General features: G+C 52.8%; 14 protein-coding genes. 6 read left to right on the top strand and 8 right to left on the bottom strand.

Features of this window, described 5'->3' with window-relative positions:
• Positions 1–128 precede the first annotated feature (128 nt).
• From DI14_RS10595 to DI14_RS10585, 3 genes are read right to left on the bottom strand one after another with little or no spacing between them, the layout of a single operon-like run.
• Positions 129–347 (bottom strand): YhzD family protein, encoded by a 219-nt coding sequence (locus DI14_RS10595; protein WP_034808348.1) that lies wholly within the window; start codon positions 345–347, stop codon positions 129–131.
• A gap of 42 nt (positions 348–389) precedes the next feature.
• Positions 390–1,481: a DNA polymerase IV gene (dinB, locus tag DI14_RS10590; RefSeq protein ID WP_034808346.1), complete on the bottom strand. Its 1,092-nt coding sequence runs from the start codon at positions 1,479–1,481 to the stop codon at positions 390–392.
• Positions 1,482–1,517: 36 nt separating this feature from the next.
• On the bottom strand, positions 1,518–2,441 hold the full coding sequence (locus tag DI14_RS10585) for a CorA family divalent cation transporter (protein ID WP_051622688.1): 924 nt from the start codon (positions 2,439–2,441) through the stop codon (positions 1,518–1,520).
• A 115-nt stretch (positions 2,442–2,556) separates the two neighbouring features.
• On the opposite strand from DI14_RS10585, the gene DI14_RS10580 reads away from it, so the two are divergent.
• A complete protein-coding gene (locus DI14_RS10580) occupies positions 2,557–3,483 on the top strand; it encodes an HD domain-containing protein (protein ID WP_034808345.1) in 927 nt (308 codons plus the stop codon).
• A 41-nt stretch (positions 3,484–3,524) separates the two neighbouring features.
• Here DI14_RS10580 and DI14_RS15085 read toward each other — a convergent pair whose 3' ends face one another.
• On the bottom strand, positions 3,525–4,577 hold the full coding sequence (locus DI14_RS15085) for a peptidylprolyl isomerase (RefSeq protein ID WP_051622687.1): 1,053 nt from the start codon (positions 4,575–4,577) through the stop codon (positions 3,525–3,527).
• A gap of 151 nt (positions 4,578–4,728) precedes the next feature.
• Between DI14_RS15085 and DI14_RS10570 the strand changes: the two genes are divergently transcribed.
• A complete protein-coding gene (locus DI14_RS10570) occupies positions 4,729–5,106 on the top strand; it encodes a DUF1878 family protein (RefSeq protein WP_235193450.1) in 378 nt (125 codons plus the stop codon).
• On the opposite strand, the gene DI14_RS10565 is transcribed toward DI14_RS10570, so the two are convergent.
• Together DI14_RS10565 and DI14_RS10560 are read right to left on the bottom strand one after the other, a co-directional pair.
• A complete protein-coding gene (locus tag DI14_RS10565) occupies positions 5,051–5,614 on the bottom strand; it encodes an HTH-type transcriptional regulator Hpr (RefSeq protein ID WP_034808343.1) in 564 nt (187 codons plus the stop codon). The genes DI14_RS10570 and DI14_RS10565 overlap by 56 nt on opposite strands.
• Before the next feature lie 60 nt (positions 5,615–5,674).
• The gene (locus DI14_RS10560; RefSeq protein WP_235193449.1) at positions 5,675–5,962 is read right to left on the bottom strand and encodes a hypothetical protein; all 288 of its coding nucleotides are present in this window, start codon (positions 5,960–5,962) and stop codon (positions 5,675–5,677) included.
• Between the two features lie 243 nt (positions 5,963–6,205).
• Between DI14_RS10560 and DI14_RS10555 the strand changes: the two genes are divergently transcribed.
• The gene (locus DI14_RS10555; protein WP_235193448.1) at positions 6,206–6,535 is read left to right on the top strand and encodes a hypothetical protein; all 330 of its coding nucleotides are present in this window, start codon (positions 6,206–6,208) and stop codon (positions 6,533–6,535) included.
• A 35-nt stretch (positions 6,536–6,570) separates the two neighbouring features.
• On the opposite strand, the gene DI14_RS10550 is transcribed toward DI14_RS10555, so the two are convergent.
• Positions 6,571–6,999, bottom strand: a complete 429-nt coding sequence (locus DI14_RS10550) for an HIT family protein (RefSeq protein WP_034808337.1) — start codon at positions 6,997–6,999, stop codon at positions 6,571–6,573.
• A gap of 131 nt (positions 7,000–7,130) precedes the next feature.
• Here DI14_RS10550 and DI14_RS10545 point away from each other — a divergent pair, with 131 nt between their 5' ends.
• Positions 7,131–8,177 carry a hypothetical protein gene (locus DI14_RS10545; protein WP_034808336.1) on the top strand — a complete coding sequence of 349 codons (1,047 nt, stop codon included), beginning with the start codon at positions 7,131–7,133 and terminating at the stop codon, positions 8,175–8,177.
• A gap of 52 nt (positions 8,178–8,229) precedes the next feature.
• Here the strand turns inward: DI14_RS10545 and DI14_RS10540 are convergent, their stop codons facing one another.
• Positions 8,230–8,481 (bottom strand): GlsB/YeaQ/YmgE family stress response membrane protein, encoded by a 252-nt coding sequence (locus tag DI14_RS10540; protein WP_024371796.1) that lies wholly within the window; start codon positions 8,479–8,481, stop codon positions 8,230–8,232.
• Positions 8,482–8,647: 166 nt separating this feature from the next.
• Between DI14_RS10540 and DI14_RS10535 the strand changes: the two genes are divergently transcribed.
• Entirely contained in the window at positions 8,648–9,385 is a 738-nt protein-coding gene (locus DI14_RS10535; protein WP_034808334.1) for an ABC transporter ATP-binding protein, read from the top strand.
• Positions 9,382–10,512, top strand: a complete 1,131-nt coding sequence (locus tag DI14_RS10530; protein WP_034808332.1) for an ABC transporter permease — start codon at positions 9,382–9,384, stop codon at positions 10,510–10,512. The genes DI14_RS10535 and DI14_RS10530 overlap by 4 nt, the downstream gene beginning before the upstream one ends.
• Positions 10,513–10,777 lie beyond the last annotated feature (265 nt).

Below are 10,777 nucleotides of genomic sequence, written 5' to 3'. Positions count from 1 at the left end.
GGCAGCGACGCTAGTCGCGATGCGGCTCCGGGATTGCCTGCGGAAAGCGTGGGCGTCGGAAGGACGAGCGATTCGATTGATGTTAGTCAACAAGCTGAAACGCCTCGGGATACCCGAGGCGTTTCTTGTTATGAGGCTGTCCCTTTTAGCTTCCCAGGAAGCTTGCAACGCTCGAAATAAATCATTTGGCCGTGCCGGACGATGCGTGCCCCTTTCCCATCATGGTTCGCCTCACGAAGCCGCAAGAGCCCTTTCTCCTTCGCCTCGTGATCGTCCTTCGCGTCGAGCGTCTCGTTCAAGACGATTGTGCCATCGTTTTCAAACGCGGTGATCATATACTGTGCCATCTCCATTGCCCCCTTTGTATCTCCATTGTACTGAATGGTCATTCATTCTTCAAGGGGACGTGTCGCGAGCTCCTCGAACGTGAGTTGACGCGCCGTCTCCGTCCGCGGGATTAATTCGGAGGCCGTCATCCCAATCAAACGGACGGGTTCACTGATTGCCATCTCATCGAACAGACGACGGGCGAGCCGTTTAATCTCGTCATGGTCGTGTGTCGGATGGTTCAGTTTGATTTGATGGCTCCGTGCCTGGAACTCACTCGTCTTGATTTTAATCGTCACGGTCTGGCAACTGAGCTCACGACGGTCGAGTTGACGCAAGACGTCCTCGATTTCCGGGACGACCCGTTCAAACACTTCTTCCGGGTCATCGAGGTCGAAGGCGAACGTCGTCTCAGAGCCAATCGATTTCCGTTCCCGTGTGGGGACGACCGGGCGACTATCGCGGCCGTGGGCGAGTTCAAACAGTTGTGTCCCACGGTCATGGCCGAAGATGGCTTTTAGTTGTGCGACGTCTGCTCGCTGCAGATCGGCAATCGTCTCGAAGCCGTGCTTGAATAAGATTTGCGCGGTCACTTTTCCGACGCCGTGCATCGTGGTGATCGACAGGGGGGCGAGGAACGTTTCGACTTCTTGCGCCGTGACGACGGTCAGCCCGTTCGGCTTTTGAAATCCGGACGCGATTTTGGCGACGAACTTCGACGGGGCGACACCGGCCGAGGCAGTGAGCCCGGTCCGGCGTTTGATTTCTCCGAGGATATAACGGGCCACATATGTGCCGGACGTGCTCATGAGCGCGTTATCGGTGACGTCTAAATACGCTTCGTCGAGCGACAACGGTTCGACGAGTGGGGTGACCGATTTGAAGATGGCCATGACTTGCTCGCTCACTTGGCGGTACGCTTGAAAGCGAGGTTTGACGAACGTCGCCTGAGGACAGAGCGCGAACGCCCGTCGAGATGACATGGCGCTGTGGACGCCGTACTTTCTTGCCTCGTACGAACAGGTCGCGACGACACCACGGCTATGGGGTGCTCCTCCGACGATGACGGGCTTGTCGCGAAGATGAGGCCGGTCCCGCTGCTCGACCGAGGCGTAAAACGCATCCATGTCGACGTGGATGATGAGGCGTTCCATGTCATTCTCCTTTCCATTCAAATCAATTTAAGTCTATTATACCGAACTTTTGTTCGATGTTTTATTTTTCTGCCTCTTGATTGCTTGCTTCGTGTTCACTTGCGTCGGAAACTGTAGGAGCGAGCCGATCCAATTCTTCCGTTTCAACCACACTTGGATGATGACGGTAAAGAGGAGAATCATCGCCCAGGCGAAGACGTAACCGAGCGGCCAGTCGAGCTCGGGCATCTCTTTGAAGTTCATTCCCCAGATGGCGCCGAACGCGACGACGGGGGTCGTCAGCGCCGTGAAGACGGTGAGCGCCTTCATGATCTCGTTCCCGCGAAAGTTCGAGAGCGTCGCGGCGAGGTCGGTCATGGCGATGACGTCGTCCTGATAGTGTTCAATCGATCCGAGCAGTCGTTCGACGCGATACGTCGCGAGCCGGTAAGGCTTCAACTCGTTCAAGTCCATGTCGAGGAACGCCTCCCGACCGGCCTGTAACAGTTCGCGATACGGGACGACTGTATCTGACCAACGTTCGATTTCGCTGCGGAGCCCGAAAATCTCATTCATGAACTCAGGCGGCACTTGTCCGCTCATCTCACGCTGGGCAATCATGAGACGCTCCTCGTACTCGTCAATCCCGTGAAAGTAATAGTCCATTCTCTCGGCGAGCAGCTCATAGAACGCTTCAAGCGGCGTCTCATAACGTTTTGCTTTGACGACTTCACAAAACAAATCGTCAAACCCGATCGTCCATAAGAAATCAGGCCCGACAAAGTAGTGTCCGACCTTTTGAGGTTCCCGCTCAAGCTGTTCATAGTCGAGGGTGAGCGAGCCGTATAGATAGCGATCGCCGACGATGATTTTCGTGACTTTCGCTGTCGTCAGTTGATCGAGCCAATACGTGTACGCCTCCTCGTAACGCTGATCGATGTGCACGGACTCCTCGGGCCGTGTGTACCAGTTCCACTTCATCTTCCATTCCTCCAATTCCATTCTCTATCCACTATTCCCGAATTGATAAGAAAGTTGGCATCTCGGAAGAAGTTTCGTTAAGATGGAGGTACTGAATTAGAGAGAGGTGCTAGCATTGGCGACAAAAATCGGACAGCTCAAAGTGGGCGACACGTTAGACCAATATGTGATGATTAAACAATCTTACCGGGGACTGGCCGGGAACGGGAAGCCGTACTTGACGCTCATCTTATGTGACGAGAGCGGGGAGATTGAGACGAAGCTGTGGGACAGCGCCGACACGGACAAGTATGCGATGAAAAAAATCGTCCATGCCTCGGGTGAGGTGATGGATTACCGTGGACGCACGCAACTGAAGCTGAAGCAAATCTCCATCATCGAAGGGGAGACCGACATCGCACCGTACGTCCGCTCCGCCCCGGTCGCGAAGCCGGAGCTCGAAGCGACGATTCGCTCGTATATCGATGCGATTCGTCACGACGGGATGCGCCAGCTCGTCCAGTCGATCGTCGACCGGAATGAAGAGGCGTACTTGACGTATCCGGCGGCCGTGCGGCACCATCACGCCGTCTACTCAGGCCTCGCTTTCCACGTCATGTCGATGTTGAAACTCGCCGATGCGATGTGCGACCTGTATCCGCAATTGAATCGGGACTTGCTCGTCTCGGGTGTCGTCTTGCACGATTTGGCAAAAGTGATTGAACTGTCGGATGCGATCACACCGGAATACACGCTCGAAGGCAAGTTGCTCGGACACTTGTCGCTCATGGCATCCGAAATTGAAGTCGTGGCCCGTGAGCTCGGTACCGACCGCGAAGTCGTGACGCTGCTTCAGCATCTCGTCCTCAGCCACCACGGCAAGCCGGAGTGGGGATCGGCGAACGCACCGCAACTTCCAGAAGCGGAGATGCTGTTCTTCATCGACAATATCGACGCACGCATGAACATGTTCGACAAGGCGTTCGAAGGCGTCGAGCCGGGGACGTTCACAGAACGCGTCATGGCGCTCGACAATCGCGCTTTCTATAAACCGAACCTATGAAAAAACGGTCGCTCTCATTTGTGAGGGCGACCGTTTATGGCTTATTGTTCAGTTGATTCTTCAGCTGGTGCTTCTTCAGCTGGTGCTTCTTCAGCTGGTGCTTCTTCAGCTGGTGCTTCTTCAGCTGGTGCTTCTTCAGAGGCTTTCACAGCTTCTTTGACTGCATCGAACTGTTGCGAGGCTTTCGCGTCTTTCACGTCGACGTTATATTTTTCAATCAACTCGGCGTAAATCTTGTTCGCATCAACCGATGCTGCTTTCTCGGCTGCGAGTTCTTCACGGATGCGATCTTTCTCATCCTCGAGCTTCAAGTCTTTCTCTTTGCGGTCGACGACTTTAATGACGTGGTATCCGAACTGTGATTGAATCGGCTCAGAGATTTCGCCGACGACATCTTCACGGAACGAGTACTCTTCGAATTCAGGCACCATCGCACCGGCTGAGAAGTAGCCGAGGTCGCCGCCTTGTTCACCAGAACCTGTATCCGTCGATTTCTCTTTCGCGAGTTCTGCGAAGTCCGCACCGTCATTCAACTGCTTGATGATGTCTTGTGCTTCCTCTTCCGTCTCGACGAGGATATGGCTCGCTTGGACTTCAACGTTTTCCTTCGCGAACTGTGCTTCGATTTCTTCGTCCGTCACGTCGACGAGCTCAGATTTTGCTGCATCGACGAGCATCTGGCCACGGAGTGCCTCTTTGAACTCGTCCGTGCCGCTCATGCCGGCTTGTTGAATCGCTTGTTCGAACTCTTCTGTCGAGTTGAACTGTTCTTCTGTTTTACTGTACTCTTCTTCGACTTTGTCTTGCTCGACTTTGTCGCCGTACTCTTTTTCGAGAAGTTCGTTCATCGTCTCTTGGAAAGCGAGTTGTGGGACCATGCGGTCGTAACTCATGTTCGCGATTTCACCGCGTGTGATCTCGCCGCCTTCGAATGAGACGACAGTCGAATCGTCCGATGCGCCGCCGCCGCCGTTTGTCGCAGCGTACGTGCCGCCTGCGCCGATGACGAGAGCGAGTGCAGATGCGCCGACGAGGGCGCCCGTTGAAAACTTCTTATCTTGTTTCTTTGGTTCGTTTGTCATTCCGTTTGACATATATTCCACCCCTAAAAATCAATAAGTTTCTATGTCCGACTATATCACATTTTCTAGATCATGACAGCTGTTCTGTTGCCTGTACAGTATCATAGCACAGAAACGTATCGTATAATGGTAAAAGAGAATGTGAAATGATGGGGTGGGAAACGTGTCGTTAGAAGAGAAAATGAAACAATTGTCATATCAAATGGAGCTGTTGATGCAGTCGGTCGACTGGTCGGACCGGCCCTTCGAATATGAAGTCATTCGGGCGAACTTGACGCGAGACGACGTCGAAGCGTTCTACGCCTTGTTAGAGGAGATTCGCCAACAACAAAACGAGCAAGGGCGTTACGGCTTGTCGTCCGTAGAACCCTTGCTCGTCAATTTCGTCGGGATGTTACACCCGGCGCTCGATGCTGAGACCATTTTAGCGGCATGCGTCAAGCAACAGATTGCGCTCGACGTGACCGAGCCGCTTTATCGGCAGGTCAAGCTTCTTTCGTCAGTTCATCGTCCTCAGGGCGGCGACCGGCCTCCTCGGTGATCATCTTCGACGTCTCCGCAAAGATGTCCATGAAGTTATCTCCGTAGAGGCGACGCACGATCGCGGTGATGTCCGTCAAGTCCGGATATTTGCCGTATAGTTCTTGGAGCGGCAACGAGGCGCGGAACACACCGTTTTCTTCCGGGTCGAACGCGTGAATCGTCTCAAGCAAGAGCGCTTCACCTTCTGGCGTCAATTGGACGTACGTGTTACGCTTGTCGGTCTCTTTCTTTGAGAACGTAAGTAGACCACGGTCTTCTAACTTCTTCGAGAAGTTGAACGCCGTCGAGACGTGCATGACGCCGTACTTGGCGATTTCTGAGATCGAGGCGCCCCCGAGCGCGTGCGCGATCCATAAGATATGATGTTCGTTAATGTTCAAATCGAACGGTTTAATCCAATTTTGCCAGTCCTTCTCGACCGTCTTCCACAATGCTTTACTGAGTTGAATGATTTTATGGCTATACAACATGGCCTCAGGGCCTGTAAACTCTTTTTCTTGATCCATCTCGATCCACCCTTTCCGGATACAATGTGACTAAAACGACGGACGATGACGATAGACCGCTTAGTCGGTCTGTTTCGCTTTCGCTTCGGCCATATCTGACTGTACGTTTGAAAGCTCGTTAAGGTTTCCTTGGATCCGCTCGATTGAAGGCTGAATGTCTTGTTGATAGCGTTCGACTTCGGCTTTCACTTGATCTGCCAGTTCTTTTCCTTGTAACTTACCTGCCGCCGCAACTTGCGACGCATCTTTAGCGACTTTTTGGAATTGTTCTTTCAACGTAGTGATTGTAGACGCTCGGTGTTGATTGGCCGCCGCGTCATTCGCCGTTCCGCGGGCGAGTTTTTTCACGGTCGCAGCTCCTAAAAACGCTACGACGAAGCCAAAAGCAACCCAATCGCGACGATTGTGATTCGACAATACTTTCCCCTCCTCGAGCACGCTGATACTAGAATACATTCTTTTCATATTATTTTACCAAAAAAGAGAGATTAAAAACCTATATCTTAAATAAAATTTTTCAGAACATTCAATTTTGACCGAAAAATCATTTTATTTTAAACTATAGGTAAAGGAAGGTGACCTCCAGTGAATATGCAAAAGCGTTGGGTTGATGACATGTTAGACCTGTATAACGCGGCCAAGCGACTGGGAGATGACCCTTGGGCACAGACAATAATGGAAGCACTCGAGGCGGGATATGAAGCGTCGGAACAGAACGAACAGACGCGGAAACAAACTTTGCTTGAAAAGCGACTGATTGAAATAGACGCCCGTCTAAATTTGTTAAGAAAAGAATTCGAACAAGCGGAATCTGTCAAATCGCGGCAACAGTTATACGAGCAGGCAATCAAGTTACAAGTCGAACGGGCGCAAATCGAGGAAGAGCGGAAACGCCATCACGATTCGATCAATTCGACATAAAAAAACGGACCGGGCGTGCGCCTGGTCCGTTTCGTTTAGACGTGTTTTGAAATGCTAGCGGCGAGGGTCTTGAGCGCGTCTTGTGAATAGTCGTCCGCATGCGTCTCCCACTTGGCCCCGAATCCGTCGTCATGACCGAAGCGCGGAATCAAATGGATATGGAAATGATACACCGTCTGACCGGCGATTTCCTCGGCGTTCGATAAGACGTTCATACCGATTGCCCCTGTCTCAAGTTGAATCGCGTTCGCGATGCGCGGGACGGCTTTGAATACGTCAGATGCGACCGTCTCAGGAAGTTCATAAATGTTACGGGCGTGGTGTTTCGGGATGACGAGCGTATGGCCGTTCGTCACTTGGGAGATATCAAGGAAGGCGACGACAACATCATCCTCATAAACTTTGTGAGACGGGATTTCACCTTTGACGATTTTACAAAAAATACAAGACTCTTCTGTATGCATGGCACGTCCTCCAATCGAATGTAAGTACTCGTTTCCATCATAACATGGAAGCTCGGGCGGAAGAACGATTGTCCGAATCAATCGGCCTCCTCTACAATAAAAGGAACAAAAACGGAACAGGAGGTGGACACGTGAATTATGAGCGTAAAAAAAGACATGACCGGAAGCGACGGCTACGAATCGGTCTCCTGAGCGCGACTGTCTTTCTCGTCGCGGCTGGTCTTATCTATTTCTTAGGATATCAACCGGCTGCTGAAAACGAACGGATTCATGTTCGATTCAAAGAAGCGCTGTTGACCGAGGATGTCGGATTTTTTGAACAGGACGTCGAATATGCGAACGAGCCGCTCACACGGGCCGAGACGCTCCGCTTCATCCGCTGGTTGAACGACGAACCGAGCATTCGTAGCGAGGCGATCGCCGAAGTCGCGACCGACCGTGAAGACGCAGCAGCGAGCGGGGATGGCTTATTCCGACTGATTGACACAGGGGAAGGGCGGTTCGGCTTCTCCGATTATCGGATTGAGCTGTTACCGAAACAATTGACCGTGACGACCGATGTCCCGTACACGAACGTCTGGGTGGACGGGATTCAAGCCGCGCGACTCGAAGAAGCGGGGGAGACCGTCACCCTCGACCGGATGCCGGGACGATACGACGTGAAAGCGGTCGCGGTCGTGGACGGGACGACACGGACACAGGAAGAGACGGTGACGCTTGTCGACGTGGACGAGCTCGCCTTCTCCCTGCGACCGGAGACGAGCGAAGTGATCGCGGGACAGTTCGACCTCGATCGGACCGAGCTGATTGAAATCGAGGTCGAGGCGCAGACGGGCCATGCCATCGAAGTAATTGACGGGCTTATGAATAAACGAACGGACGCGGTCAAGGAAGCCGTCGGCGAGCCGGTGAGCGAAACGGAGCGCGTGTGGCGCTATGACGGGTTTGACGTGACGTTTGACGGCGGTCGCGTCAGTCGCATCGACATCGATCTCGCTAAGGGGCCGGATGACTTGATTGCGTTGATTGGTGAGCCGGCCGAGCGAATCGAGGTGGACGGTGGGACGGAGTGGCGTTACGACCGGCCGCTCCTCGAGTCAATTTTCACGCTGTTCGGTTTTCAAACGGATAAACGCTTCTTGGAACGGAACGGCAAACTGTACGTCGTCATCCGCTGAACGAGAAACGGGACCCTCGATGATGAGGGTCCCGTTTTCGGTAGGCTTGTGATTAGCGTTTACGCATTGATTTCATGACGAACGATACGATCAAGATCAAGATAATCGCACCGAGAAGTGCTGGTACGATGGCAATGCCGCCAACTGCAGGACCGAAGTCTCCGAAGATGAGGCCGCCAAGCCAAGCACCGATGATCCCGGCAATGATGTTCCCGATGACGCCACCTGGTACATCCTTACCTAAAATAAGACCTGCTAACCAACCGATAATACCCCCGACAATCAACGTGATAATCCAACCCATAAAAACATTCTCCTTTCTGTTTTATCCATTGTCCTTCTTAACAATTTTATGGAACAATGGAAGTATTGAATAAGTTTTAAAATGCCTTACAGTTCAGATTATTCCCATGTGACAGCTTTTAAAACATATATCACAAAAAAAGTTGAAAATGAGGGGTGGAGTTTTCATGTTGCACGTCGACAAGTTGAACGGCGGTTATATAGGAAAGCAAGTGCTGCACGATATTTCGTTTGAAGTGAAAAAAGGGGAGCTCGTCGGGCTGATAGGGCTAAACGGAGCCGGGAAGTCGACGACGATTAAACATATTTTAGGACTGCTCAATCCGTTGTCAGGGACGGTCACGGTCGACGGGGAGACGTTAGAGTCTTCCGAAAAAAACTATCGCAAAAAAATAAGTTATATACCCGAGACCCCTATTTTGTATGAGACGCTGACGCTCCGGGAACACTTGGCGCTCATGGGCAAGGCGTACGGCTTACCAGACGAAGAGTTAGAAGAACGGACGCAGCGTCTGGCGAAAGACATGCGGATGGAGAAGCAACTTGGCTGGTTCCCGTCAGTCTTCTCGAAAGGAATGCGTCAAAAGGCGATGATTTTATGTGCGCTCGTGACGAAGACACCGCTCCTCATCGTCGATGAGCCGTTCGTCGGACTCGACCCGCTCGCGATTCGACAGCTGCTGCGATTGTTTGACGAATATAAAGAAGACAGCGCCATCTTGATGTCGACCCACATCCTCGAGACAGCCGAACGCCACTGTGATCGCTTCGTCTTTTTACACCAAGGCGTCGTCATCGCGACCGGGACGGCAGCAGAATTGCGTCAAGCGTACGGGCTCGACGCGCTCGCATCGCTCGACGACATTTATGTCGAGGCGATTGAGGCCGAGGAGCGAAAACGATGAACGTATTTCGACAACGGTTCGGCGTCTGGGTGGAGGACGTCGTGAAATATAGCCGCTACGTGGCGAACGGCGGCCTGTTGTTCACGCTCTACTTCACGCTCATCTATGGCGCTTTCGTCTACAACCAATTTTTGAACGGTATCGATTCTTCGTTTCCGAGTGTTTGGGTCGTCGCACTCGCCTTCTTGGTTTTGCCGCTCGGTCACCGCCCACGGACGTTACTTCAAGAGGCGGACCAAGTCTTTTTATTGCCGCAACTTGGAAACATTCGCGCTTACATGAACGGTGTTCGCCTCTTCAACGTCGTCTTTGCGGGGGTGCGTGCCATCTTACTCATGCTCGTCGTCTTGCCGCTTCTCGTCCGGACACTCGATGTGACGTCCGGGGAAGTGCTCGCGATTGTCTTGACGAGCGTCTTGTTGTCCGTCGTCGGTCGATTGGCGAAGCTCGAAGGGGTTCGCTACGTCGGGATCATCAGTGCCATCTTTAGCGCAGGCGTCCTAGTTATGGGCTGGCTGCTCGCGACGATCGTGCCGCCACTAGTGGCGCTTCTCTATCTCCACGTCAAACGAAACGAGCGGATTCCGCTTTTAGACTGGCTCATACTTGAACAGGCGAGCAAGGCGCAATTCAACCGGGTCGTCAGCTGGTTCGTCGATTTGCCGGACATGCGAGAAGACGTGAAGGCACGACCGTTTATCGTGAACGTGATGAACCGTTATATACTCAAGCGTACCGACGCGGCTCGATACGTGTATGGGTTACGAATCGTGCGTTCGAACGACTCGCTCGACTTGATGCTTCGGCTGTCGCTCGTCGCCATTCTTGTCATGTGGCTGTCTGGCGGTTGGTACGTCGGGCTGGTTGTCCCGCTCTTCGTCGGATTGACGGCACTCCAACTCGTCCCGCTGTTCAAACGACTCGACTCCGTCTCGATCGCGTCATGGCTCCCGATCACGCGCGCCGAGCGGCTGGCCGCCTACAAGTGGTGGACGCTCCGTCTCCTGGTCATGCAGGCAATTGGGCTTGGGCTCGTGTCCCTTCTATTTGGCGGGACGTGGGATGCGCTCGTCGGGCTCGTCTTGGCTTATGGGATCGTGCGCTATTATTTGGCTAGATTAAAATAAAACGAAGGACACCCGCTAGGCGAGTGTCCTTCCAGATTGTAGAAAAAGTCACGTTTCAGGCGAACTGAAACGTGACTTTTTCGATTTCTGGCCTTGAGGCGCTCTGCCCGAGACCCTGTTCAGGCGGATTGGACGTCCTTGCATGCCAAGACTGCCATCTTCTTGAGATTGAGGGCGGCAAAGGGTAGCATCGCCTCCATGACGTGTTCTCTACCTCTCATTACAAAAAAGTGGCGAGGGTACGAAAAGAGGGATGGATGCGTGT

It is taken from the genome of Exiguobacterium sp. AB2, assembly GCF_000696055.1.
Classification (GTDB): domain Bacteria; phylum Bacillota; class Bacilli; order Exiguobacteriales; family Exiguobacteriaceae; genus Exiguobacterium; species Exiguobacterium alkaliphilum.
This window is presented reverse-complemented; position numbering and strand designations above follow the sequence as displayed.